Origin of the sequence: Nonomuraea sp. NPDC059023 (assembly GCF_042740095.1) — a bacterium.
GTDB lineage: Bacteria > Actinomycetota > Actinomycetes > Streptosporangiales > Streptosporangiaceae > Nonomuraea.
Genome location: NZ_JBHYIO010000012.1, coordinates 26683 through 51244, shown reverse-complemented (window position 1 = coordinate 51244; position 24562 = coordinate 26683). Strand labels below are relative to the sequence as shown.

The window sequence follows — 24562 nt, the reverse complement described above, 5'->3', positions numbered from 1 at the left end:
GAGGACATTCCCCTGTGAATCTCTCTGGAGCGGTACATCATGGCACTCTTACCACGCGGCAGATCCGTCGCCCTGATCGGCGTCCTGATCGCCGCCCTGATGGTGGCGCTGACCGGGAACGCGTCGGCGGACACCCAGGTCACGGTCACCGTCAGGATCGACTACCTCAAACAGATCGACAACCCCGACGACGCCTCCGGTGACGGCGACTACTACCCGGTGGCCACGATCGCGGGCGAGCGCTTCCCCCGCGGCCCGCGCATCGAGGACGACGAGTTCGAGCCCCTGGGCCTGCCCGAGGCTCCCAACGGCTGGGTGTTCAGCAAGGCGGTGAACCTGCAGGGCAACGACACGACGGTGGACCTGGCCATCGAGATCTGGGACTACGACGACGGCACCAACTTCGGCGACGACCAGATGGACCTCAGCAAGAACGAGCGCGACCTCACGCTCGACCTGGAGTTCGACATCGTCAACGCCACCTTCTCCGGCGACAACCTCGCGGTCGGCACCCCCTGCCTGCGCGACGGCGTGCCGAAAGGCCACACCTGCGCCGAGGGCAACGGCGACTTCGACTACCCCGAGGAGAACGACGGCGCCAAGACGAGGATCGGCTTCACGATCTCCTCGACCGTCGGGTCCAGCACCGACAGCGACGGCGACGGCCTGACCGACCTGGCCGAGATCCACGGCATCCGCAACGCCGACGGCTCGATGGCGCTGGACCTGAAGAGGTTCGGCGCGAACCCGCTGCGCAAGGACGTCTTCCTGGAGCTCGACTACTCGGCCGGCGAGGCGCCCGGCCGCGTCGACATCCAGGCGATGAAGAACGCCATGAAGTCCGCGCCGATCTCCAATCCGGACGGCTCGCGCGGCATCAACCTGTGGGTGGACACCGGCAACCTGGTCGACACGACAGTACGCCGCCAGCAGCAGCCCGGCACGTGCTTCGACGACCTGGACAACGGCCTGGACGGGCAGCGCGACGGCGCCGACGCCGACTGTCTGTTCATCGACGCCAGCGCCGAGGACCCCTCCCCCGGCGGCCGGTGCACCAACGCCGACGTGGCCAACCCGGCCTGCCTGGTCGGCGACGACCTCGGCGGCGGCGGCATGATCGGCGCGCTGAACAACTGCGGCATCGACGCCGCCTTCAACGCCGCCGCCGGCAACACCAACAACTTCGCGGCGGTACGGCGCGGCGTCTTCCGCTACGCGATCAGCACCTCCGAGGCGGCCACCTGCACCAGCGGCGGCCAGGCCAGCACGAACAACAGGTTCTTCGTCGACTACAACCACGACGGCGGCACGCTGCTGCACGAGCTCGGCCACACCCTGCGGCTGGAACACGGCGGTGATGTCGACGTCAACTGCAAGCCGAACTACGTCAGCGCCATGAACTACGACCTGCAGTTCGGCATCCCGCGCGTCGGCGGCGGCCGGATCGTGGACTTCTCGCCGCCCCGCCTGGCGCTGGACGGCACCTCGCGCGGCAAGGTGCTGCGCCCGCTGACCGAGAACGCGCTCGACGAGCTGCTCCTGGACGCCGACGACAACGAGAACAGGTTCATCTTCGTCAACGGCCGCGACCAAAGGCCGGGCATCCCCGGCGTCCAGGGCGCGAAGGTCACCGAGGACGTCAACGTCGACCCGGACTGGAACGACGACGGCGACGAGGACGACAACCCGGTCAACCCCGCCGTCAACATCAACACCGCCGGCCCGCCGGACCCGGTCACCGGCGCCAGGGACCCGGCCGACTGCGCCACCAACACCAGCAGCACCGACACGCTGACCGGCTTCGACGACTGGGCCAGGGTGGCGACCTCGATCCCGTTCACCGGCTTCGCGGGCGGATTGCGCCGTGGAACCGACCTGCCCGTCGTGGCCGAACCGCTGCCGGAGCAACTGCCCACCCTGGAGCAGCTGAAGGACAACTGGGAGGCGGTCAACACGACCGACGTCGGCGTCGCCATCACCGCCGCCCCCGACCCGGTGCGCGGCGGCGAGACCCTGACCTGGACGGTGAAGGCCACCAACGAGGGCCCCAACCCGGCCAGCTCGGTCGAGGTCACCACCACGCTGCCTCCCGAGGTCGCCTTCGTGGACAGCACCGGCCCGTGCGTGCGCGACGCCGCCAAGGTCACCTGTCATCTCGGCGAGCTGACCCGAGGCACCTCGCGGCAGATCACGATCCGCGCGAAGGTTCAGGACGATGTCGTGCACAGCGGCGAGGAGTGCACGATCACCGCGACCGCGGTGATCGACAACCTCGCCGGTCCGGACCCGAACGCGGCCAACGACACCGCCAGGGCCGAGACCCACGTGCTGGTCAAGACGGGCCTGAAGGTGAACGGCCCGGCCAACGTCGCCAACGACGCCCCGGCCACCCTGAAGGCCACGCTCACCGACGCCGCGGACCGTCCGGTCAAGGACCGGCCCGTGACGCTGACCCTCGGAACGGGCACGGCGGCGCAGTCGTGCCAGGCGCGCACGGACGCCGCGGGCGTGGCGAGCTGCGTGATCGCCAGTGTCGCCCAGCCGGCCACCGCGACGAGCGTCGCGATCAAGGCGAGCTTCACCGGCGACGCGTGCTACCTGCCGTCGGACGCCTCGGGCACGGCCAAGCTGCTGTACTACACCGGCCGTTCCCACGCGTTGTCGGTCAAGCCGATCCTGCTGCCGCAGACCGTCGTGGCCGACACGGGCGAGGTGTCCACCTCGGCCAGGTCCACGACCGAGAAGACGGCGGCCGCGATCTCGCTCGCGCTGGTCAACGCCAAGGCGCTCAAGGCCGGCGTGGTCACCGGCCTGGGCAGTTCCACGGGGCAGGCGACGGCCGACGAGGTGTCCATCGGGCTGCCCGGCCTGCCGGTCATCAAGGTCGCCGGGGTGCGGGCCACCTCGACGAGCACGTGCGCGCTCGGGACGTACACCGCGAGCGCGAGCGGCACGACGACGCTCGGCTCGCTGACCATCGGCGGGGTGTCGCACCCGGTCGCCTCGATCGCGCCCAACACCGTCATCCGGGCGGGCGTGGCGACGATCACGCTGAACGAGCAGCGGCCGGTGGCGGGCACGTCCGCCGGGATGCTGGTCAACGCCGTCCACGTGAGCGCCCCTGCGGTGGCTGACGTGGTGGTCTCCTCCGCAAGGAGCGGTGTGCACAACTGTCCGTGACCCTCTGACCGGGGAGGCCGCTCATGCCTGGCGTGGGCGGCCTCCTCCCGTGCCGAGACGGTTCAGCACCTCGGTGGTGAACTCCTTGGTCGTGGCGGCGCCGCCCAGGTCGGGAGTGCGTACCGGGGTCTCGGCCAGGACCGCGCGGAAGGCGGCGCGCACGTCGTCACCGGCCTCGGCGTGGCCCAGGTGGTCGAGCATCATGGCGGCAGACCAGAGGGCGCCGACGGGGTTCGCGACGCCGGTCCCGGCGATGTCGGGGGCCGAGCCGTGGACCGGTTCGAACATCGACGGGAAGTCGCGCTCCGGGTTGAGGTTGGCGGCCGGGGCCAGGCCGATGCCGCCGGCGACGGCCGCGGCCAGGTCGCTCAGGATGTCGCCGAACAGGTTGGAGGCCACGATGACGTCGAACTCCCGCGGCCTCAGGACGATCTTCGCGGCGAGCGCGTCGATGTGCTCCTGGTTCCAGGACACCTCGGGCCGCGCGCGTTCCCTGACGAGCTCGTCCCAGAAGGGCATGGTGTGGATGATGCCGTTGGACTTGGTGGCGGAGGTCAGGACGCCGCGGCGGCGGGCGGCCAGGTCGAAGGCGTAGTCCACCACGCGGGTGACGCCCGCCCTGGTGAACACCGACTCCTGGACCGCCATCTCCTCGGGGAAGCCGCGGTTGAGCCGGCCGCCGATCTCGGAGTACTCGCCTTCGACGTTCTCGCGCACCACGACGAGGTCCACGCCCTCCGCGGCGCGCAGCGGTCCCGCAACGCCGTCCAGGGTCGTGATGGGCCGCAGGTTGACGTACTGGCGGAAGGTCCGGCGGATCGGGATCAGCAGTCCCCACAGCGACACGTGGTCCGGCACGCCCGGCCGCCCGACGGCGCCGAGCAGGATGGCGTCGTGGTGGCGGATGCGGTCCAGGCCGTCGGCCGGCATCATCGCGCCCTCGCGCTCGTGGCGCTCGCACGACCAGTCGAAGGTGTCGTAGCCCAGCGTGAAGCCGTGCCTGCGGCCGACGGCGTCGAGTACGGCGGTCGCGGCGGGCAGCACCTCGATGCCGATCCCGTCGCCGGGAATGAGGGCGATGCGGTGGGAGGTCATGGCGCCATTGAGCCGGAACCGGCGGGCCGCGGTCCAAGACGAGGATCGTGGCCGTCCTATAGGCGTTCGCTATATCGCCGCGACGAAGGCGCGGGCCAGGGCGCTGACCGGCTCGGTGCGGTGCACCAGCGACACGTGCAGCACCTCCTCCAGCGCCAGGTCGCGCACGACCAGCCCCATCGGCTCGGCCAGGCGCCGCCAGGAGGCCGCGACCACGGCGATGCCGACTCCGGCCAGGACCAGCGGCAGCAGCGCCTCGCGGTGCTCCATCTCGACGGCGATCGCGGCATCGGGCGCGGCGGCCAGGATCTGGTCGGCGGCCCTGCGCATCCCGGTTCCGGGCTGGCCGACGATGAGCCGGGCGCCGCCCAGCAGCGCGGGCGCGACGGGATCGTCGCCCCCGGGCAGGTCGGCGGCGTCCTGCGCGACCAGGACGAACGGCTGCTCGTCCACGGGGTGCACGACCAGGTCGGGGTCGGGGCCGGGGCGTCCGAGCGTGGCGATGAGGCCGAGTTCCGCGGTCCCGGTCCGCAGGGCCGCGGCGACGTCGGCCGGGCGGTCGGCGGCCCGGACCGAGACCTGCACGCCGGGATGCAGGCGGCGGAAGGCGGCCACCAGTTCGGTCAGCGGGCTGACCGCCTGGCTGGGCATGGCGGCGATGGTCAGCTTCCCGGCCAGCAGGCGTTCCACCGCGGCCACGCTCTCGTCCGCCGCCGCCAGCCAGCGGGTGACCTGGCGGGCCGGGGTGACCAGGGCCTCGCCCGCGGGGGTGAGCACGAGGCGCCGGCCGTACCGGCGAAACAGCGGGGTGCCCAGGCCGCGCTCCAGTTTCTTGATCGCCTGGGAGACCGAGGGCTGGGCCACCCACAGCTCCTCGGCCGCGCGCTGCACGCCGCCGTGGTCGACGACGGCGAGGAAGTAGGCGAGCTGGCGAGCGTCCACGTCCGTCTCCGCACCCCCGGTTCCATAGGCGCTGCCTATGGAAGAACGACAAAGTTCATCGTAGACAGTATGCCGGGTGGCCTGCCTGACTGGTGATTGCCCCGTCACCCCCCGAGGAGGGCCACTGTGAGCAACGCTCTGCTCCTGACGATGACCGGCGTCGCCATCCTGGGCGTCATCGTCACCATCACCGTCTGGAAGATCCCGCCCGTCATCGCGCTGCTCCTCGGCACGATCTTCCTCGGGCTGACCACCGGCGTCGGGGCCGACGGCACCACCAAGGCGATCACCGCCGGGTTCGGCGAGGTGATGGCCGACATCGGGCTGCTGGTCACGTTCGGCGTGCTGATGGGCTCGCTGCTGACGCTGACCGACGCGCTGCGCCGGCTGATCGAGCTGATGCTGCGTGTCTTCGGCGAGCGGAGCATCCCGTACGTGTTCGCGGTGTCGCTCAGCTCGCTGTTCACCTCGATCTACTCCGACGTGCTGCTCGTGCTGACCGCGCCGCTGGCCCGCCGTCTCGGCCCGCGCCTGGGGCGCGACGGCAAGGCGCTGATGGGCGGGGCGCTGACCGCCGGGATCGAGGTCGGGCTGGTGTTCGTGGTGCCGGGGGTGGCGGCGCTGGCCGTGGCCGGGCTGCTGGACGTGCCGCTCGGCCAGATGTTCTGGTACGGCCTGATCGTCGGCCTGCCGACGGCGGTGCTCACCATGCTGGTCTTCGCCCTGCTCACCCCGCGCGCCCTGCGCTGGGACCCGGCCCTGGACGAGATCCCCGACGAGGAGCCGGCCGATGACGGCGGCTCGGCCGCCGGGTCCGTGCTGGTCAAGCGGGAGACCAAGGCCGGGCTGGGAGTGTCGCTGCTGCCCGTCGTCGCCACCCTGATGCTCATCGCGCTCGGCGCGCTGGCCGGCAACCTCGGCTGGACCTCGCCGGTGCTCGGCTTCGTGACCGATCCGGTGGTGGCCATGTTCGCCGGGGCGACCGCGTCGTACCTGCTGACTCTCCGCACGCACTCCCGCGCGGAGGTCCACGCCGCCATGGGCCAGGGGTTGTCGTCATGCGGGCCGATCCTGGTGCTGTCGGGCATCAGCGGCTCGCTCGGGGCGGTCATCGAGGGTTCCGGGCTGGCCAAGGTGCTCGGCGGCGCGTTCGGCTCGAACTTCCTGCCGCCGCTGATCCTGGTCTGGCTGGTGGCGGCGGTGCTGCACATCGCGCTCGGCTCGATCTCCGTCGCCGCGATCACCGCGGCCGGCATCCTCGCGCCGCTGGCGGGGTCGCTGGACACGCCGCTGGTGTTCGTGGCGCTGGCCGCCGGTTCCGGAGCTTTGTTCCTGCCGCACGTGAGCAGCAACTTCTTCTGGATGTTCCAGACCATGCTGGGGCTGTCCACGCGCGGCACGTTCAAGACCCACTCGCTGGCGATGTCGCTGTCGTCGGTCATCTCGCTGCCGCTCATCCTGCTGCTTGCGGCCCTGTGATCACCTTCGGGAGTACGCTCGGAGCTCGATCTCGCGAGAAGGGGCTCCGGCCATGACGGCGTGGGAAGAGGCGTGGGCGGTGCTGGCGCCGGTGACCGACCTGGTCACCCCGATGGCGGTGCGGGTCGCGGCCACACTGCGGCTGAGCGATCTGATGGGCGACGAGCCGGTGCCCGTGCACGAGCTGGCCCGCCGTTCGGGCGCCGACCCCGATGCTCTGGTACGCCTGCTGCGGCACCTGGCCGGCAAGGGTGTGTTCACCGAGCCGGAGCCGGGCACGTTCGCCGTCAACGGGCCCGCCGCGCTGCTGGCCTCGGCCCATCCGTCCGGGATGCGGGCCCGGCTCGACCTGGACGGGTTCGGCGGGCAGATGGACGTGGCGTTCACCGGCCTGCTGCACACGGTCCGCACCGGGCTGCCGGCGTGGGAGACGGTCTTCGGCGCGGATTTCTGGTCCTACCTGGCGGCGAACCCGCGGATGAGCGAGACGTTCGACGCGATGATGGCGGACGGGGCCGACTACCTCGCCGACGCGGCCGGGGGTTACGACTGGTCCGGTGTGCGGCACGTGGTCGACGTCGGCGGCGGGGCCGGGACCCTGCTGGCCGAGGTGCTCGGCGCCTTCCCGGATCTGCGGGGCACGCTCGTGGACCTGCCCGGCACCGTGGAACGCGGCCGGCGGCACCTCGCCGGGCTGGGGCTGGAGCCGCGGTGCTCGTTCGCGGGCCAGAGCTTCTTCGACCCGCTGCCGGCCGGCGGCGACGCGTACGTGCTCCGGCGGGTCATCCACGACTGGAGCGACGACGACGCCCGGCGGATCCTGCGGCGGTGCGCCGACGCGGCGGGGCCGGACGGGCGGGTGGTCGTCATCGAGCAGCGCGCCGATCCGGCCGGGTTCGCCGAGATGAACCTGCGCATGCTCGTGCTCAGCGGCGGGCGCGAGCGGACCGTCGCGGACTACGCCGGCCTCGCCGCGGGGGCCGGGCTGCAGATCGCCGGACTCCACGACACCCCGCTCGGCCACATCGTCCTGGTGCTCCGCCGTTGAGCGATGCCGCGCTCAGTTGTTGTCGTGGTAGACCATGGGGCCGGCCGCCGCCAGTGCCGCCTTCGACGCGTCGGTGAGCCACGGCTTGGTGCTGCTGCCGTCGGCGAGGTTCTCGTACAGGGCCAGGGTCGCGATGACGTAGCGGTGGTTGTGCTGGGTCCAGCCCCAGATGTACGCCGAGGACCAGCTACCGCGGCCGTTCGCGCACAGGCCGGAGCCCGGGCCCTTCAGCGGGCACATGAAGCCCCAGTCCCGGGAACCGGCCGGCAGCTTGTTGAACGTGCGCTTGGCGGTGCTCGAGTCCTTGAACGGGATGACCCGGATCACGACCATGATCCGGTTGTTCTTGGTCGAGTTGGCGCTGGCGTAGACGCCCGAGATCATCTCCTTGCAGCGCGCGCCGCGCAGCAAGGTCCGCACCCGGCCTTCCTGGAACCAGGCGGGGCAGTCGTCCGACCGGGTGCCCTTGAGGTTGTAGCGCACGCCCTTGCGGGTGGTGAAGGTGTCGGCGAGCAGCGCGCCGGTCGTGATCGGGGTCTGGTCGGTGTCCTCGTCGTCGAGCGTGGTCGCGTCGAACGGCTCCTCGGTCGGGGTCGGCTCGGGCGTCGGCGTGTACGTCTCCGAGGGCTGCGGATCAGCCGAGGCCGTGTCGGACGGCGTGGGCGTGGGCGTCTCCTGCGCGGCGGTGATGCCCTCGCGCACACCCGTCTTGACCAGGCGCTTGACCACGACGATTCCGCCGGCCACCAGGGCGATGACCAGGAAGCTCACCACCCCGCCGACCACCCAGCCCAGCCGGGAGCCCGAGGCGGGGGCCCCGCCCTTGAGCTCCTCGATGAGCGTGAACAGGACCAGGAAGTTCGGGAGGTCGCGGACATGCGTGGTGGTGAGCGGCCGCCACTGCTGCCGGACCTTGATCGAGGCGACGCCGTTCTCGACCCCGATCTCGCTGATCTCCGGCCACGGCACCACGCCGGCCGGGGTGAGCAACGCCTGCTGGGTCGCCGCGATCTCCCCGAACGCCACGGTGTTGCCCGCCTGCAGCGCCGCCCGTGCCTGTGGCAGATGTGCCCGCAGGACCGCCCCGTGAATGGCGGGCCCCCACTGCTCCGGCCGTTCGAACCCGTCGATGACCACGGGCGCCGAGCCCCCGTCGGTCAGCGAGTACACGCTCCGGAACGGATCGATGACATCCTTCAGCACCGTCACCGACTCCCATCGGAGCCCCTGAACCCGCCCGTCCGGCAACCGGACGACCAGCCCGTGCTCGAAGAGGTGCATCTCCCGATCCCAGGGAGTTCCCCCATCCGCGGGCCCATAGACCGCCTCAGGCCTACCAAGTCCATTTCGGGCGGCAATGTCCCTGATCTGATCATTCACGAGCCTATGATCTAACATTTCCAGTCAAATCGGGCCACAGACCACAAGGCCCGGCCGGGTGTGATGTACGTCTCGTGTGCGTGCCGGGTGAAGTGGTATTTGTGCGCTGACCACGACGTGACCCCGCTGTGTACTGATGCCGCCTTGAGCCGATCGGTCTCAAGGGACATCAACCAGGGGGTTCCTTTTTCATGTCCGCATCACACAACCTGCGCCGCTCCGTCGCGATGACGCTCGCCGCGGTGAGCCTGTCGGGGATCGGGGCGCTGGTCGCCTCTCCGGCTCACGCCGAGGTGTTCAAGGAGCTGGAGTATCGGGGGGACAACGCCAGGACGGTGCTCACGGCCTCCGCCAATTTCAACGGGGCCAACGTCGTGCTGAGGAGCGACACGAACAGCGGCTTCGGCCAGTGGGCGCAGACGGCCACCGTCTCGTCCGGGGGCGGGCAGAGCGCGTTCATCTACACCCTGCGGGCCAGCGTCGGCAGCGGCGCTCCGCTGTGCCTGACCGCCACGAACACGGTGAACGTCACCGTGGCGACCTGTGACAACAGCGACCGGCAGAAGTGGTTCCACCCGACCGCCGTGGCCGGACCGGGCGGCACGCTGCCGACGAAGAACGTCCAGACGCTCCGGCACCTCGGCCAGAGCCAGTCGTCCAGTGCCGTTCCGGTGTCGCAGTTCGCGCAGATCGGGATCCACTTCTGGGCCAAGCGCACCGTCTGATCATCGATCGATCAGGGTGGCGAAGCCGTCGAGGTGGCGGGCCAGGCCGTACTCGAACAGGCCGTCGGCGTCCGCCACCTCGTCGCCGGCCAGCGTGGCCAGCAGCGGGAACCGGCCGGAACGCAGGAGGTCGTCGGCCTTCTTCCGCTGGGTGAGCCACCATCGGTCGAGGGTCACGCCGGTCTCCTGCTCGGCTTCGACCTCCTCGGCCATGGACAGCGCGACGGTGAGGACCAGCGCGTGCAGCGTCAGGGCCTCACGAATCCGGATCGTCATCGGCAGTCCGAGCCCGTCCAGCGCGCGCAGGGTCCATTCGGTGTACGCCATCACGTTGGGCACCAGCAACGGCCGGGTGAAGGAGACGGCCCGGGGCAGCCAGAGGTGTCGCCGGCACAGCTCCCACTGCAGGCGGGAGATCAGTTCGAGCTTGGCCCGCCAGCCGTCCGGCCCCGGGTCGGGGAGTTCCTGCTCGCCGAAGACCTCGTCGGTCATCCGCGCCACCAGTTCGTCCTTGCCCGACACGTGCCGGTAGAGCGACATCGGGCCGACGCCGAGTTCGGCCGCGAGCCGCCGCATGGACACGGCGTCGAGGCCCTCGGCGTCGGCGATCGCGATGGCGGCGCGGAGGGTCTGCTTCCCGTCCAGCGCCTGCCGTGGTCCCGGCTGCCGTTTCAGGCCCGTGCGCCCGCTGACCACCGTGCCGGCGCCGACCCTCGTCTCGACCAGCCCGTCGTCGCGCAGGGTGGCCATGACCCTGGTCGCGGTCGCGACCGCGACGCCCCAGCGCTGGGCGATCTCCCGGATCGACGGCACCCGGTCGCCGGGCCGCAGGCGGCCGTTGACGATCCGGGCGCGGATCTCCGCCGCGATGTGTCTGTAGGGCGGTTCCGGACGCTGGGTCGACATGAAGCTTGAGTGTACTAGTTCAATCGCAGCCCTCGCTAGCGCACTTCCGCCCGCCAGATTCCAGAAATATGCGCATGTTAGCGAGCGGCGAATACCCTCAAGACATGACACTTGATACACCGTACGCAGACGTGCGGCGGGCGGAGGAGGCGGATCGGCGGGCGGTGCTGGACGTCCTCACCGAGGCGTTCCTGAACGACCCCCTCGTCCGCTGGCTCGGCCCGCCAGAGTCCGTCCAGGAGCACTACTACCGCCACCTGCTCACCCGCCCCATGGCCGAGGCGTACCTGGCCGGTGGCCGCGCGGGCGCCGCGATCTGGCTGACGTTGCCCGCCGGCCACACGCCCGAGGAGGAGCCGGGCGGCGGCGAGCGGCTGCGGGCTCTCGGCGAAGCGCTGGCCCCACGCCACCCCAACCGCGAACGGCACCTCTACCTCCCCTGCATGGGAGTGGTCACCGGGCGGCAGGGCGCCGGACTCGGCTCGGCGATGCTCCGGCACCGGCTCGAAAGAGCGGACGCCGACGCCCTGCCCGCCTACCTGGAGGCGAGCTCGGCCCGCAGCCGCGCCCTCTACCGCCGCCACGGCTTCGAGGATCTCGGCGAGCCGGTGCACGTGGCCGGCAGCCCGCCGCTGTGGCCGATGTGGCGCCCATCCAACCCCAGCCAAGGAAGAGAACGACCATGACCACTCTCGTGTTCATCCACGGCACCAACTCCTCGTCCTCCTGGGCCACCGGCCTGACCACCGAGCTCACCCTGCGCGGGCACCGGTGCGTCGCCGTCGACCTGCCGGGACACGGCCGGGAGGCCTTCTACCCCCGCTCGTACCAGGCCCCACAGGACCTGCGGGCGCTGGCCGCCGAACCGTCCCCGCTCGCCAAGATCACCATCGACGACTACGTCGAGCGCGTCGTGGACGTGGTACGCCGCGCCCGCCGCCACGGCCCGGTGATCCTGGCCGGCATGAGCCAGGGCGGCGTCACCGTCAGCCGGGTCGGCAACGCCATCCCCGACCTGCTCGACCGGGTCGTCTACGTCGCCGCCTACTGCTGCGTGGACCTGCCGAACCTGGCCGCCTACCTCGAAACGCCGGAGAACGAGGACAGCCTGGTCCACCTGCTGAGCGCCGCCGTGGTCGCCGACCCGGCGGTCCTGGGGGTGACCCGGATCAACTGGCGCTCGGCCGGCCCGGCACTGTTCCGGGCCGTCAAGCAGGCCTTGGCGGCGGACTTCACCGACGAAGGCGTGAGCCGGCTGCTCAACGCCCTCGAACCGGACGAGACCGCGAGCATTCCGCTGGCCGAGGCCCGGGGCGAGGCGCACACCTGGGGCCGCATCCCCCGCACCTACGTACGCCTCACCCTCGACCGGCTGATTCCGCTCGCGCTGCAGGACCGGTTCATCGCCGAGGCCGACCGGCTCACCCCGGACAACCGGACCGACGTGCGCAGCGTCGCGGCGCCGCATGTCGGCCCGTTCGACCGGCCGGAGCTGGTGGAGATCTTCTCCGAGCTGGCCGGCCGCTGAGTTCAGAGGTCGCGGCGGCGGAAGGACAGGGCGGCCAGGCCCAGGACGAGGACGACCCAGACGCCGGTCCACACCAGGTACGCCGGAGTCAGCGGGGCGTTGCTCAGAAACGGGAAACCGCCCTCCAGCGCCGGTCCGCCGAAGCGGGCCAGCACGATCGGGTCCTGGAAGGCGTTCATGGCCCCGCGCCACAGCCCGTCCGTCGGCAGCAGGATCTGGGAGACGGTGCCGATCCTGGCCACCCCCTCGTTGCCGAGGGCCAGCCCGACGCCGCCGACCACGCCCGCGATCCAGGTGGCGCCGAACAGGCCGACGGCCACGATGCCCGAGGCCATCGGCGAAACGGCCGTGGACAGCAGCAGGCCGAGGGTGAGCAGCACCGTCGTCTGGGCCGCGAGCAGCGCGAGGCCGGTCACCGGCTGCGGCGGCCAGTAGCCCACGATGAACCAGACGATGAGGAACTGGGCCAGCCCCGCCACGACCACGAAGCCACTGCCGAACACGACCAGGCCCAGCCACTTGCCCAGCAGCACCGCCCAGCGGTGCACCGGGCGGGCCAGCACCGCCAGCGCGATGCCCGACTCGATCTCGCCGGCCAGGGTGGGGCCGGCGAGGAAGGCGGTGCCCAGCGCGGCGATCAGGCTCATGCCGAACATCACCAGGTTGAGCATCTGGGAGGCCACCAGCTTGGCCTCCCCGGTGGTCATCACGCCGCCGTCGAACTCGATCGTGATCATCAGGGAGAACCCCCACGCGCTGAGCCCCAGCAGCACGACGGTCAGTACGGCCAGCGCGCGCAGCACCCTGCGCCGGGCCGACTCCTTGATGGTGAGGGCGGCGAGCGTGAGCACGATCCCGGCGTTCATCGGCTTTCCTCCGCCTGGTCGGAGCGGACGATGTCGAGGAGGCGTTCTTCGAGGGTGACCCGGCCGGGTTCGACCGCGTGCACGCGTACCCCGAGGGCGACCAGGTCGGCGACGAGGTCCGGCACGGTGGCGGGGTCCTGTTCCGCGGGCAGCTCGACGGTGTACGCCTCTCCGGTGCGGTGCACGCGGCCGGCGGCGGCCAGCCGTACCTCCGCTTCCTGACTCACCCCGTCGAGACGCAGCCGCAGCTCGCGCCCGCCGAGCAGTTCGGTGAGGGTGCCGGAGGCGGCGACCCGGCCCTTGTCGAGGATGACGGCCCGGTCGCACACGCGCTCGACCTCGCCGATGAGGTGGGAGTTGAGCAGAACGGCGACCTGGCGGGCCTTCAGCGACAGCAGGAGGTCGCGGACGTCGGCGCGGCCGATGGGGTCGAGGGCGCTGGTCGGCTCGTCGAGCACGATGAGCTCGGGGCGGGCGACCAGCGCGACGGCCAGGCCGAGGCGCTGCTGCATGCCCTTGGAGAAGCCGCCCACCCGATCCGCGGCGCGGTCGGCGAGGCCGACCGTCGCCAGGCATTCGCGCCGATCCCGGTCGGGGACGATGACGCCGGCCAGCCGCACGTGCAGGTCCAGCACCTCGGCGGCGGTGAGCCAGGGCTGGTAGCGGAACAGTTCCGGCAGGTAGCCGACGCGGGCGCGGGCCCGCGGGTCGTGGGCCGGCCGGCCGAGCAGGAGCACCTCCCCCGCGTCCGGCCGGACCAGGCCGAGCAGCATCTTGATCACGGTGGTCTTGCCCGCTCCGTTCGGGCCGAGCAGGCCCACCACCTCGCCGCGGGCGACGCTGAGGGAGACGCCGTCGACGGCGGTCCGGCGCCGGTAGCGCTTGCGCAGGCCGGAACCCCACGCGGCCGAAGCGGGCGGCAGCTCGGTGAGCAACCGGGCCGCGGTGTCGTCGATCATCGTTCCACCTTCAGTTCGCGGGCCACCCTCAGCACCTCGCCGGCGCTCAGGGTGCCGGCCACCACGGTGAGGACGCCGCGGTCCATCCAGATCACCGCCGCCATCGTGCCGTCGCGCGGGACGAGCAGGGTCGCCGGTACGCCGCCGACGTCGGTGGCCGAGCTCGTCACCTTCTCGATGGTCGTGAACAGGGGCAGCGTCGTCCCGTCGCCGGAGAAGGCGCGCAGCTGCGCGGCCACGTTCTCCGGCAGGACGCCCAGCGACAGCAGGTAGTCGCGGGCCTTCTGGAACGGCACGCCGGAGGACTCCGCCGTGGGCGGCACCGCGCGGGCCACGATCAGGGCGGGCATCGGCCGGCCCGCCGACCAGGCCGCGGCCACGGCGGGACCGGCGGCCAGGCGGAACCGGCTGCCGTCCAGGCCGGGGAGCGTGGGCGGCAGCGTCCGGCCGGCCGAGGCCACGGTCCGGGCCGTCTTCTCGGCCGAGAACGTGAGCGTCGCGCTCACCCGGCCGACGACGTGGAAGCTGGGCTGTCCGGTGACGCCGCGCGGCAGCGAGTCCACCCGGGGGACGGACAGCCCGGTGGCCTTCTGCGCGGCGGCGGCGTCGGCCACCCGCCGCAGGTCGATCTTCTCGGTGACCTCCATGTCGCCGAGGTCGGACAGGTCGGGCATCCGCACCAGGTCGGCGCGCGGGGCGACGACCGGGGCGATCTGCTCGGCGCGGAAGATCGGCAGCCACTCCGCGGCGGCCGCGGCGGTGACCCCGCTCACCAGGACGGCGGCGCCGGCGACCGCGGCCAGCGGGCTGCGCAGTGCCTTCCACCGCCGCCGGTGCGGCGTGGCCGGGGCCGTGACCTGCCCGCCCCCGGCGGTGAGCGCGCCGGACAGGCGGCGCCAGCCCGCGTCGGCGTCCACGCCGGGTGCGGTGCCCAATGCCGCGCCCACGAGCGCCGCGTCCTGCTGGACATCGGCCAGTCCCGACCGGCAGATCGGGCAGCCGGCCACGTGCTCGCGGTCGGCTTCGGCGACCGCGGCGGGCTCGTCGAGGAGCCGGCGCAGCGTGCCGTCACTCGGATGACGCATGACGGTTCAACTCCTTGCGCAGAGCGGACTCAGCGCGGCGCACCGTGGTGCCCACGCTGCCCGGGGACAGGTCGAGAACGGCGGCGACCTCGGCGTAACTGAGACCGCTGTGGCGCAGGACGAGCGCGACGGCCTGCCTGCGGGGCAGCCTCGCCAGCGCCTCGCGCACGCGGCGGCGCTCCTCGCGGGTGACGACCGCGTCGGCGACGTCCGGGCTCACGACCTCACCGGCGACCGCTTCGCGCGGACCGGCCGCACGGGAGGCGGCCTCCTCGCGCGAGGCGCGGCGGCGGCCGGTGCGCAGATGGTTCAGCGCGGTGTGCGCGGCGGCCACCGACAACCAGCCCAGCGCCTCCCCCGCGGGCACCGTGGAGCGCCCGAACGTCAGGAACACCTCCTGGGCCACGTCCTCCGCCTCGTCCCGGGAGCCGAGCACCCTGGCGGCGACCGCGACGACGCGCGGATAGGCCGTGCGGAACACCTGCTCGAGGTCGGCCCGGACGCCGGGGGGACTCGACACCACCGCGCCGTCCTTCCACTCGGCCCGCCTGGCCACCGCGGCCGATGCGCTCCTACGATGCCTCACAACGTTCACATCTGTAGAGCACCGCCGGCGCCGCGCGTGTGACACCGGGCGTTGCCGCGATGGTTGGAGTGGGTAGAGGCGCTACGTGACCAACGTGTGGGATGTGCTCGTCGTCGGTGGCGGACCCGCGGGCGCGGCGGCCGCGTTGCGCGCCAAACAGCTACGGCCCGAGGCGAGCGTCCTGCTCGTGGACCGCGACGACTTCCCGCGCGACAAGGCCTGCGGCGACGGCATCGCCGCGCACGGCCGTGACGAACTGGACCTGCTCGGACTGCCCGGCCTGCTCGACGACTACCGCCCGACCCGGCGCCTGTCCGTGGTCTCCCCCGGCGGCGTGCGCGTCTCGGCGACGGTCGCCCGGCCCAACCACGTCGTGCCGCGCATGGTGTTCGACGCGCGGCTGGTCGAGGCGGCCCGCGAGCGCGGCGTCGAGGTGCGGCGCCACCGGGTGCGCGCGCTGGCCGTCCGGGACGGCCTGCTGACCGTGGACGGCACGCTGACCGCCCGCGCCGTCGTCGCGGCCGACGGCGCCTACTCCGCGGTACGCCGCCTGCTGGGTGCCAGGCAGACGCCGGAGCGGCACATCGCGATCGCCGTACGCGGTTACGCCGACCTGCCGGATGACGACGACGCCCAGCTCATCGCCATGCAGCGGGCCGGGTGGCCCGCCTACGCCTGGGCGTTCCCGATCGGCGACGGCACCGCGAACGTCGGCTTCGGCATGCTGCTCCCCCACCTGCGCGCCACCGGCCTGCCCGGCCGCCAGGTCCTGCACGGCAGGCTCGCCGAACTGCTGCCGCACCTGCCCGCCCGCGACCTGCGCGCCCATCACCTGCCGCTGTCGCCCGGCCGACCGCGCGCGGGCGTCGGCCGGGTGCTGTTCGCCGGGGACGCCGCCAGCCTCATCAACCCGCTCACCGGCGAGGGCATCTACTACGCGCTGCTGTCGGGCCGCCTGGCCGGCGAGGCCGCCGTCACCGCGAGCGCCGACCCGCTGCCCGTCTACCGGCGCGGGCTGCGCGCCGCGCTCGGGCGGCACCTGCGCACGACCGACGTGCTGGCGCGCGCGGCACAGTCACCCGGCTTCATCGACGCGGCCATCGCCACCGCCGCGCGCCGCCCGGAGGTCTTCGACCTCCTCGTGGAGGTCGGCCTCGGCGCCGGTACGGTCCCCGCCCCGTTGGCCGCCGCCGTGGTGACCCGCTGGGCCAGAACCGGTCTGAGCACGGCATTCAGCCGGTGAACCCGGAGCGTTCACCCGGTGAGCCGGGAGCCAGAGCCGGGCTGAGCGTGGCGTTCAGCCGGTGAGTCTGGAGCCGTTGATCACCAGCAGCGCCACGTCGATCCCCGCCACCACGATCGCCGCGAGGAACGGCGCCCTGCCGCCGCGCCACAGCCCGGCCACGGTCACCGCGGCCGCCACGGCGAGGGCCGGCCAGGAGGCGGCGCCGTACACGCCGAAGGAGATCAGCGCGGTGGCGGCCAGCAGGGGCAGCGGGACGAGCGCGGCGACGCGGGCGGGGCCGAGCCGCTGCGGCCAGCCGCGTACGCCGGTGGCCAGGTCGTCCTTGATGTCCGGCAGGACGTTGGCCAGGTGGGCGCCCAGCCCGAGCAGCGCGGCGCCGAGGACGGCCCACCACGCCGGCCACGGCCGGCCGGGCAGGCCGAGCGTGACGAACGCGGGCAGCACGCCGAAACCGATCATGTACGGCAGCCACGACAGCATGGTCGCCTTCAGCCCGAGGTCGTAGGCCCACGCGGCGCCGACGCCGAGCAGGTGCGCCAGGCCCGCCTGCGGGCCGGAGGCCAGCGACAGCGGCACGCACAGCGCCAGGGCGGCGAACGCGGCCGCGCGCACGGTGCCCGCGGCCACCATGCCCGCCACGATCGGCTTGTCGCCGCGCGCGGCGGCGGCGTCGCGGGCGGCGTCGGCGGCGTCGTTGCACCACCCGATGGACAGTTGCCCGGTCAGGATCGCCGCCGCGACCAGGACGGTTCCTCGCAGGTCGCGTCCGCTGGCCGCGGTCACGGCGGTGACGAAGGCGGTGACGGCGAGCGTGGGCCCGGGATGACATGCGCGCGCCAGCCCTGCCACCGTTCGCACGCGCACCTCGATCCATGACGCTTTATGGGCATAGTAACCATGGGTGCGGGGCAATCTCCGGCTATGACCTGGATCGCAGCCGTGCACGGCGCGGTACCCCCGCATCGGTACGCGCAGACCGAAATCACCGAACTGGCGGCACGGTCCTTCCTCCCGGAGGGCGCCGACCGGCGCCTGCTGAACCGTCTGCACGACAGCGCCCGGGTCGATCACCGCAACCTGGTCCTGCCCCTGGAGGAGTACGGCAAGCTCGACGGCTTCGGCGCGGCCAACGACGTGTTCGTCGCGGCCGCCGTCGATCTGGGTGCCGAGGCGGTGTCCGGCGCGCTGGAGCAGGCCGGGCTCACCCCGGCTGACGTGGACCTGATCATGTTCACCACGGTCACGGGCGTCGCGGCGCCCTCGATCGAGGCCAGGGTGGGCCTGCGGCTGGGCATGCGCCCGGACGTCAAGCGCGTACCGATCTTCGGCCTGGGCTGCGTGGCGGGCGCGGCCGGCATCGCCCGCCTGCACGACTACCTGCGCGGCTGGCCGGACCACGTGGCCGTGCTGCTGTCGGTCGAGCTGTGCTCGCTCACCCTGCAGCGCGGCGACGGCTCGGTCGCGAGCCTGGTGGCCAGCGCGTTGTTCGGCGACGGCGCCGCGGCCGTCGTGGTCCGCGGCTCCGGCACTCCTGCCGGATCCGAGGGCACTGCGGCGGGGCCCGAGGTGGTGGCCACCCGCAGCCATCTGTACCCGGACACCGAGCACGTCATGGGCTGGGAGGTGCGCGACAGCGGCTTCGGCGTCGTCCTCGACGCCGGTGTGCCGGGGGTCGTCCGCGCCCACCTGGCCGGCGACGTCGACGCCCTGCTGGCCGAACACGGCCTGACCAGGAATGACGTGACCACCTGGGTGTGCCACCCGGGCGGGCCGAAGGTGCTCGAAGCCGTCGCGGAGACGCTCGGCCTGCCGCGCGAGGCGCTGGAGCTGACCTGGCGCTCGCTGGCCGGCAACGGCAACCTGTCGTCGGCGTCGGTGCTGCATGTCCTTCGTGACACTTTGCGCAGCCGTACCCCACCGCCGGGAAGCTATGGTCTGATGATGGCCATGGGCCCTGGATTCTGCTCCGAACTCGTCCTGCTGCGCTGGTAGCCGCCGATGTTCTGGTACCCGCTCCTCATCCTGCTCGTCGGCCTGGAACGCCTGGCCGAACTCGTCGTCGCCCGCCGCAACGCCCGCTGGAGCATGGAACGCGGCGGGATCCTCAGCGGGCAGGGCCACTATCCCTGGATGGTGCTGCTGCACACCGGCCTGCTGGCCGGGTGCCTGGCCGAGGTGTTCCTGGCCGGGCGGCCGTTCGTCCCGGCGCTCGGCTGGACGATGCTCGCGCTCGTCGTCGCCGCGCAGGGGTTGCGCTGGTGGTGCATCACCGCGCTCGGACCGCGCTGGAACACGCAGGTGATCGTGGTGCCCGGGCTGCCGCTGGTGCGTAGCGGGCCGTACCGGTTCCGCCGGCTGCGCCACCCCAACTACGTGGCGGTCGCCGTCGAGGGTCTCGCGCTCCCGCTCGTGCACACCGCCTGGGTGACCGCGCTGACCTTCACCGTGCTGAACGCCGTGCTCATGGTGGTCCGCATCCGCTGCGAGAACCGGGCGCTGGCCCAGCTGGACGAGGTCGCGTGATCGACGTCGTCGTGGCCGGCGGCGGTCCCGCCGGGCTGGCCACGGCGATCCACGCCACGCTGGCGGGGCTGCGCGCCGTGGTCGTGGAGCCGCGCAGCTCGCCCGTCGACAAGGCGTGCGGCGAGGGCCTGATGCCCGGCGGCGTGACGGCGCTGCGGGCGATGGGCGTCGAGCTGTCCGGCCACCCGCTCCTCGGCATCGACTACCTCGACGCCGGCACCCACGCGCGCGCCGACTTCGGCGACGCGCCCGGATTGGGGGTACGCCGGACCGTGTTGCACGCGGCGCTGTCCGCGCGGGCCGCCGAACTGGGCGTGGAGACCGTCACCGGCAAGGTGGTGCGGCCCCGCCACGACCGGGACGGCGTCGAGGCCGCGGGGCTGCGGGCCCGCTGGCTGGTCGCCGCCGACGGCCTGCACTCGCCGCTGCGCTCCTGGCTGCGGCTCGGGCTGCCCGACCGCGCGCCCGCCCGGTACGGCCTGCGCCGCCACTACCGGGTCGCCCCCTGGTCGGACCACGTGGAGGTGCACTGGTCGGCGGCCGGCGAGGCGTACGTGACGCCGGTGGCCGACGACCTGGTGGGCGTGGCGATCCTGAGCCGGGACCGGGGCGGCTTCGACGAGCGCCTGCCGTCCTTTCCCGGCCTGCTCGCCCGGCTGGACGGCCCCGCGGCCACTCCGGTGCGCGGGGCGGGGCCGTTGCGCCAGCGCGTACGCAGCCGGGTGGCCGGGCGGGTCCTGCTGGTGGGGGACGCGGCGGGCTACACCGACGCCCTCACCGGCGAAGGGCTGTGCCTGGCGGTCCTGACGGCGCGGGCCCTGGTCCGCTGCCTGGTCGAGGAGCGGCCGCAGGACTACGAGCGGGCCTGGCTGCTGCTGACGCGCAAGCACCGGGTGCTCACCGCCGCGCTCCTGGCCGCGGCGCGGCGGCGGGCGTCGGCGAGGCTGATCGTCCCGGCGGCGGCCCGGCTGCCGTCGGTCTTCACCGGGGTGGTCCGGGCCCTTTCCGGCTGAGAGTTTCCTGTGTGAGCCAGGCCGCCGCGGGCCGGGGCCTTCGCCGGTTCTCAGAGTTCTCCCAGAAGCGCTCAGAACCCGCCCAGCCGGGCCCGCCAGGATCTCCCGCATGACCACGATCGACGTCAGAGGACTGACCAAGAAGTACGGGCCCGACACCGTGGTGGACGACCTGTCGTTCTCCGTCGAGCCCGGCCAGGTGACCGGGTTTCTCGGGCCGAACGGCGCCGGCAAGTCCACCACCATGAAAATGATCATGGGGCTGGCCGCTCCGACCCGCGGCTCGGTGACCATCGGCGGCCGCCGCTACGCCGACCTGCCGGTGCCGCTGACCGAGGTGGGCGCGCTGCTGGACGCCGGGGCGGTGCACGGCGCCCGCAGGGCGTACGACCATCTGCTGGCGCTGGCGGTGAGCAACGGCCTGCCCCGGCGGCGGGTCGGCGAGGTGCTGGCCATGACGGGCCTGGAGGGCGTCGCGGGCAGGCGGGCGGGCGGGTTCTCGCTCGGCATGCGGCAGCGGCTCGGCATCGCGGCGGCGCTGCTCGGCGACCCCCGGGTGCTGATCTTCGACGAGCCGGTTAACGGGCTCGACCCCGAGGGCATCCGGTGGATCAGGGACTTCATGCGCTCGCTCGCCCGCGAGGGACGGGCGGTGCTGGTCTCCAGCCACCTCATGAGCGAGATGGCGCAGACCGCCGACCACCTGGTCGTCGTCGGCCGGGGACGGCTCATCGCCGACACCGGCATCAGCGAGCTGATGCGGGCCAATGGCGCGGGCACCGTGCTCGTGCGCACCTCCGACCCCGGATCGCTGGCACGGCGGCTCACCGCCGCCGGGGCCACCGTGCGCGACGGCCTGGAGTCCTCGCTGGTCGTCTCCGGCATGACGGGCGAGGAGATCGGCAAGCTGGCCGCCTACCACGGCGTCGCGCTCAGCGAGCTCACCCCGCAGCTCGCCTCGCTGGAGGACGCCTTCATGGAGCTGACCAAGGACAGCGTCGAGTACCAGGGGGCGGCATGACTTTCGCACAGACGCTCCACGCGGAGTGGATCAAGTTCCGCAGCCTGCGCTCCACCTGGTACACGCTGGCCACCCTGCTCGTCGTCGGCCTCGGCATCACGGCCCTGTCGATGGGCGCCGCCGGGGCGGACCAGGCCGAGTCCCCGCAGGACTGGGATCCGACCGGCCGCAGCCTGACGACGTACATCGTGGCCCAGCTGATCATCGGGGTGCTGGGCATCCTGGTCGTCACCTCGGAGTACGCGACCGGGCTCATGTCGACCACGCTCAGCGCCACGCCGCGCCGGCATCGGCTGCTGGCGGCCAAGGTCGTGGTGGCCACGGCGGTCGCCCTGGTGGCCGGTCAGGTGCTGATGTTCGCCGCGTTCTTCCTCGGGCAGGCCGTGCTCATCACGCAGGAGGTGCCGAACGCGCGGCTCGGCGACGCCGGTGTGCTGTCGGCCGTGACGGGCGGCGGGATCTACCTGTCGGCGATCGCGCTGCTCGCGGTCGGGCTCGGCACGATCATGCGGGCCACGGCAGGAGCGCTGGCGACCCTGGTGGGGATCGTCTTCCTGGTTCCTGCTCTTCAGGGCCTGTTCCCTCCGTGGACGCAGGGGCTGTTCGCGTTCTGGCCCACGAAGGGGGCGGCCGCGATCTTCGCCACGGTCCCGGACCCGGCCTACCCGGAGCCCTGGCTGAACCTGGGCGGGATGTGCCTCGGGGTCGCCGTCGTACTGGCCGCCGCGTTCGCGGTCTTCCAGCGCCGCGACGTGTGAACCGGGCCTCCGTATCCTGGCCCTCGTGCGAGCATCAGGACAGGCCATGACACCGGCGGAGGGCGGCGAGCGGCTGCTGGTGGTGGACGACGAGGCCACCGTCCGCGAACTGCTGGCGGCCACGCTGCGGTTCGCCGGGTTCCGGGTGAGCTCGGCGGCGACCGGCGCCGAGGCGGTCGCCGCCGCCAGGGCGGAGCCGCCCGACCTGGTGCTGCTCGACGTCATGCTGCCGGACATGGACGGGTTCGAGGTGGTGGGCCGGCTGCGTGAGCTGCGTCCCGAGGGAGGCGGCGGACCGGTGCCGGTCCTGTTCCTGACCGCCCGCGACCGCCAGGCCGACAAGGTCACCGGGCTCTCCCTCGGCGCCGACGACTACGTGACCAAGCCGTTCGACCTGCAGGAGCTGATCGCCCGGATCCGCGCGATCCTGCGCCGCACCACGGGCCACCAGCCCGGCGTGCTGACCGTGGGCCCGCTCGCGCTCGACCCCGAGGGACACCTGGTGACGCGGGCGGGCCGGCCCGTCCGCGTCTCCCCCACCGAGTTCCGGCTGCTGCACTACCTGATGGAGAACGCCGGGCGCGTCGTGTCCAAGACGCAGATCCTCGACCGGGTCTGGCGCTACGACTTCGGCGGCGACGCCAGCATCGTCGACACCTACATCTCCTACCTGCGGCGCATGGTCGACACCGGCGAGCCCAAGCTCATCCACACCGTGCACGGCACCGGCTACGTGATCCGCGAACTCCGCGAGCCCCGCGAGCCCCGGCCGTGAGCCGCCTCTCGCTGCGGGCCAGGCTGCTGCTGCTCACCACGGGCCTGTTGCTGGCCGGGCTCAGCCTCATCAGCGCCGTCGTCACCGACCGCCTGGAGCGTTACCAGCTCAACCGGCTCGACCACCAGCTCGGCACGCTCACCTCGATCATCTCCCGGGTGTCCGGCGACGGCCCGCCCGACCTCACGCAGGCCGGGACCCGCCCGGACCTGCTCGCCCCGGCCCTCGACCTGTTCGGCGCGCCGTACCTGGTGTATCTGGACGCGAACGGCGTGGTGTCGGGCCGCGTCCACTCCCCCGGGCTGAACGAGGCCGGCCTGCCTGCGCGCGAACGGCTGCGGGCGATCCCGGCCGACGGCAGGGCCGTGGACCTGCCGGCCGCCGAGGGCTCCGGACGCTGGCGGGCCGTCGCCCGCCCGACCGTCGGCTGGGGCGGGACGGTGATCGCGGTCGCGCCGCTCACCGAGGCCGACGCCACGATCGCGCAACTGCGGGCCAGCAGCCTGGTCAGCGGTGTGGTGCTGCTCGTGCTGCTGACGGGGGTGGGCTGGTTCGCCCTCGGGCGGGGGCTGCGGCCGCTGCGCCGGATCGAGCACACGGCCGCCGCGATCGCCGGCGGCGACCTCACCCACCGCGTGCCGGGCCTCGCGCCGCCCGGCACGGAGATCGGGCATCTCGGGGCCTCGCTCAACACCATGCTCGGCCAGCTCGAACGGGCCTTCGCCGACCGGGCCGCCTCCGAGAACCGGATGCGGACGTTCGTCTCGGATGTCAGCCACGAGCTGCGCACGCCGTTGTTCGTCATCAAGGGCTCGACGGAGCTCTACCGGATGGGCGGGCTGCCCGGACCGGCCGAGGTGGACGCGGCGATGGCCCGCATCGACCGCGAGGCCACCCGGCTGACCGCCCTCACCGAGGACCTGATGCTGCTCGCCCAGCTCGACGACGCGCCCGAGAGCCAGCTCGACCCGGCCCCGATGGACCTGCGCACCCTCGCCAACGACGCCCGCCACGACCTGCGCGCCCTCGACCCGTCACGCCGGGTCGAGCTCACCGGCCCCGGTGGCGGCGGGCCGCCGGGACCGGCTCCGGTCCGCGCCGACGAGGACCGGCTGCGGCAGGTCGTGGCCAACCTCGTGGGCAACGCCGCCGCGCACACCCCGCCGGGCACGCCCGTGCGGATCGGCGTCGGTACGGCGGGCGGGCGGGCCGTACTCGAGGTGGCCGACACGGGGCCGGGGATGACGGCCGAGCAGGCGGGCCGCGTCTTCGACCGCTTCTACCGCACCGACCGCTCCCGCAACCGCTCTGCCGGGACCAACGCGGGCCTGGGCCTGGCCATCGCGCGTTCCCTGGCCCGCGCGCACGGCGGCGACGTCGAGCTGGAGACCGCCCTCGGCGAGGGCGCGCGCTTCCGGCTGACCCTGCCGCTACTGGACTGAGGGGC

At 72.9% G+C, this 24562-nt stretch carries 23 protein-coding genes; 14 read left to right on the top strand and 9 right to left on the bottom strand.

What is annotated here, in order from left to right; genetic code table 11:
• Nucleotides 1–39 precede the first annotated feature (39 nt).
• Complete coding sequence (locus tag ACFWYW_RS21550) at nucleotides 40–3180, top strand: choice-of-anchor P family protein (RefSeq protein WP_379641034.1); 3141 nt, start codon at nucleotides 40–42, stop codon at nucleotides 3178–3180.
• Between the two features lie 21 nt (nucleotides 3181–3201).
• Here the strand turns inward: ACFWYW_RS21550 and ACFWYW_RS21545 are convergent, their stop codons facing one another.
• Both ACFWYW_RS21545 and ACFWYW_RS21540 read right to left on the bottom strand, forming a co-directional pair.
• The gene (locus ACFWYW_RS21545) at nucleotides 3202–4275 is read right to left on the bottom strand and encodes a tartrate dehydrogenase (protein ID WP_379622967.1); all 1074 of its coding nucleotides are present in this window, start codon (nucleotides 4273–4275) and stop codon (nucleotides 3202–3204) included.
• Nucleotides 4276–4344: 69 nt separating this feature from the next.
• The gene (locus tag ACFWYW_RS21540) at nucleotides 4345–5217 is read right to left on the bottom strand and encodes a LysR family transcriptional regulator (RefSeq protein WP_379622969.1); all 873 of its coding nucleotides are present in this window, start codon (nucleotides 5215–5217) and stop codon (nucleotides 4345–4347) included.
• A gap of 126 nt (nucleotides 5218–5343) precedes the next feature.
• Between ACFWYW_RS21540 and ACFWYW_RS21535 the strand changes: the two genes are divergently transcribed.
• Both ACFWYW_RS21535 and ACFWYW_RS21530 read left to right on the top strand, forming a co-directional pair.
• Nucleotides 5344–6696: a GntP family permease gene (locus tag ACFWYW_RS21535; RefSeq protein WP_379622971.1), complete on the top strand. Its 1353-nt coding sequence runs from the start codon at nucleotides 5344–5346 to the stop codon at nucleotides 6694–6696.
• Nucleotides 6697–6748: 52 nt separating this feature from the next.
• Nucleotides 6749–7744, top strand: a complete 996-nt coding sequence (locus tag ACFWYW_RS21530; RefSeq protein ID WP_379622973.1) for a methyltransferase — start codon at nucleotides 6749–6751, stop codon at nucleotides 7742–7744.
• A gap of 12 nt (nucleotides 7745–7756) precedes the next feature.
• On the opposite strand, the gene ACFWYW_RS21525 is transcribed toward ACFWYW_RS21530, so the two are convergent.
• Nucleotides 7757–9025: a DUF6585 family protein gene (locus ACFWYW_RS21525; RefSeq protein ID WP_379622975.1), complete on the bottom strand. Its 1269-nt coding sequence runs from the start codon at nucleotides 9023–9025 to the stop codon at nucleotides 7757–7759.
• Nucleotides 9026–9315: 290 nt separating this feature from the next.
• Between ACFWYW_RS21525 and ACFWYW_RS21520 the strand changes: the two genes are divergently transcribed.
• The gene (locus tag ACFWYW_RS21520; protein WP_379622978.1) at nucleotides 9316–9849 is read left to right on the top strand and encodes an RICIN domain-containing protein; all 534 of its coding nucleotides are present in this window, start codon (nucleotides 9316–9318) and stop codon (nucleotides 9847–9849) included.
• On the opposite strand, the gene ACFWYW_RS21515 is transcribed toward ACFWYW_RS21520, so the two are convergent.
• Nucleotides 9850–10755 carry a GntR family transcriptional regulator gene (locus tag ACFWYW_RS21515; protein ID WP_379639639.1) on the bottom strand — a complete coding sequence of 302 codons (906 nt, stop codon included), beginning with the start codon at nucleotides 10753–10755 and terminating at the stop codon, nucleotides 9850–9852.
• A 104-nt stretch (nucleotides 10756–10859) separates the two neighbouring features.
• Here ACFWYW_RS21515 and ACFWYW_RS21510 point away from each other — a divergent pair, with 104 nt between their 5' ends.
• Complete coding sequence (locus ACFWYW_RS21510; RefSeq protein ID WP_379622982.1) at nucleotides 10860–11441, top strand: GNAT family N-acetyltransferase; 582 nt, start codon at nucleotides 10860–10862, stop codon at nucleotides 11439–11441.
• Nucleotides 11438–12283: an alpha/beta fold hydrolase gene (locus ACFWYW_RS21505; protein WP_379622985.1), complete on the top strand. Its 846-nt coding sequence runs from the start codon at nucleotides 11438–11440 to the stop codon at nucleotides 12281–12283. The genes ACFWYW_RS21510 and ACFWYW_RS21505 overlap by 4 nt, the downstream gene beginning before the upstream one ends.
• Nucleotides 12284–12285: 2 nt before the next feature.
• Here ACFWYW_RS21505 and ACFWYW_RS21500 read toward each other — a convergent pair whose 3' ends face one another.
• Genes ACFWYW_RS21500 through ACFWYW_RS21485 form a run of 4 tightly spaced genes read right to left on the bottom strand, consistent with a single transcriptional unit; the run spans nucleotide 12286 to nucleotide 15779 of the window.
• A complete protein-coding gene (locus ACFWYW_RS21500) occupies nucleotides 12286–13149 on the bottom strand; it encodes an ABC transporter permease subunit (protein WP_379622988.1) in 864 nt (287 codons plus the stop codon).
• Entirely contained in the window at nucleotides 13146–14108 is a 963-nt protein-coding gene (locus ACFWYW_RS21495; protein ID WP_379622990.1) for an ABC transporter ATP-binding protein, read from the bottom strand. The genes ACFWYW_RS21500 and ACFWYW_RS21495 overlap by 4 nt, the downstream gene beginning before the upstream one ends.
• Nucleotides 14105–15193: a hypothetical protein gene (locus ACFWYW_RS21490; protein ID WP_379622992.1), complete on the bottom strand. Its 1089-nt coding sequence runs from the start codon at nucleotides 15191–15193 to the stop codon at nucleotides 14105–14107. Before ACFWYW_RS21490 ends, ACFWYW_RS21495 begins: the two co-directional genes overlap by 4 nt.
• Nucleotides 15177–15779, bottom strand: coding sequence for a sigma-70 family RNA polymerase sigma factor (locus ACFWYW_RS21485; RefSeq protein ID WP_379622994.1), 603 nt, complete (start codon nucleotides 15777–15779; stop codon nucleotides 15177–15179). Before ACFWYW_RS21485 ends, ACFWYW_RS21490 begins: the two co-directional genes overlap by 17 nt.
• Before the next feature lie 85 nt (nucleotides 15780–15864).
• On the opposite strand from ACFWYW_RS21485, the gene ACFWYW_RS21480 reads away from it, so the two are divergent.
• Nucleotides 15865–17022 carry an NAD(P)/FAD-dependent oxidoreductase gene (locus ACFWYW_RS21480; RefSeq protein WP_379622996.1) on the top strand — a complete coding sequence of 386 codons (1158 nt, stop codon included), beginning with the start codon at nucleotides 15865–15867 and terminating at the stop codon, nucleotides 17020–17022.
• Between the two features lie 54 nt (nucleotides 17023–17076).
• Here ACFWYW_RS21480 and ACFWYW_RS21475 read toward each other — a convergent pair whose 3' ends face one another.
• Nucleotides 17077–17883, bottom strand: coding sequence for a UbiA family prenyltransferase (locus ACFWYW_RS21475; protein ID WP_379622998.1), 807 nt, complete (start codon nucleotides 17881–17883; stop codon nucleotides 17077–17079).
• A gap of 63 nt (nucleotides 17884–17946) precedes the next feature.
• Between ACFWYW_RS21475 and ACFWYW_RS21470 the strand changes: the two genes are divergently transcribed.
• The 7 genes from ACFWYW_RS21470 to ACFWYW_RS21440 all read left to right on the top strand — a co-directional run bounded on the left by ACFWYW_RS21470 (nucleotide 17947) and on the right by ACFWYW_RS21440 (nucleotide 24557).
• Entirely contained in the window at nucleotides 17947–19017 is a 1071-nt protein-coding gene (locus ACFWYW_RS21470; protein WP_379623000.1) for a type III polyketide synthase, read from the top strand.
• A gap of 6 nt (nucleotides 19018–19023) precedes the next feature.
• Nucleotides 19024–19548: an isoprenylcysteine carboxyl methyltransferase family protein gene (locus ACFWYW_RS21465; RefSeq protein WP_379623002.1), complete on the top strand. Its 525-nt coding sequence runs from the start codon at nucleotides 19024–19026 to the stop codon at nucleotides 19546–19548.
• Complete coding sequence (locus ACFWYW_RS21460; protein WP_379623004.1) at nucleotides 19545–20561, top strand: NAD(P)/FAD-dependent oxidoreductase; 1017 nt, start codon at nucleotides 19545–19547, stop codon at nucleotides 20559–20561. The genes ACFWYW_RS21465 and ACFWYW_RS21460 overlap by 4 nt, the downstream gene beginning before the upstream one ends.
• A gap of 109 nt (nucleotides 20562–20670) precedes the next feature.
• A complete protein-coding gene (locus tag ACFWYW_RS21455) occupies nucleotides 20671–21582 on the top strand; it encodes an ABC transporter ATP-binding protein (RefSeq protein WP_379623006.1) in 912 nt (303 codons plus the stop codon).
• A complete protein-coding gene (locus ACFWYW_RS21450; RefSeq protein ID WP_379623008.1) occupies nucleotides 21579–22340 on the top strand; it encodes an ABC transporter permease in 762 nt (253 codons plus the stop codon). Before ACFWYW_RS21455 ends, ACFWYW_RS21450 begins: the two co-directional genes overlap by 4 nt.
• Before the next feature lie 46 nt (nucleotides 22341–22386).
• Nucleotides 22387–23115 (top strand): response regulator transcription factor, encoded by a 729-nt coding sequence (locus ACFWYW_RS21445; protein WP_379623073.1) that lies wholly within the window; start codon nucleotides 22387–22389, stop codon nucleotides 23113–23115.
• Entirely contained in the window at nucleotides 23112–24557 is a 1446-nt protein-coding gene (locus ACFWYW_RS21440) for a sensor histidine kinase (protein WP_379623010.1), read from the top strand. Before ACFWYW_RS21445 ends, ACFWYW_RS21440 begins: the two co-directional genes overlap by 4 nt.
• The last annotated feature ends 5 nt before the right edge of the window (nucleotides 24558–24562 follow it).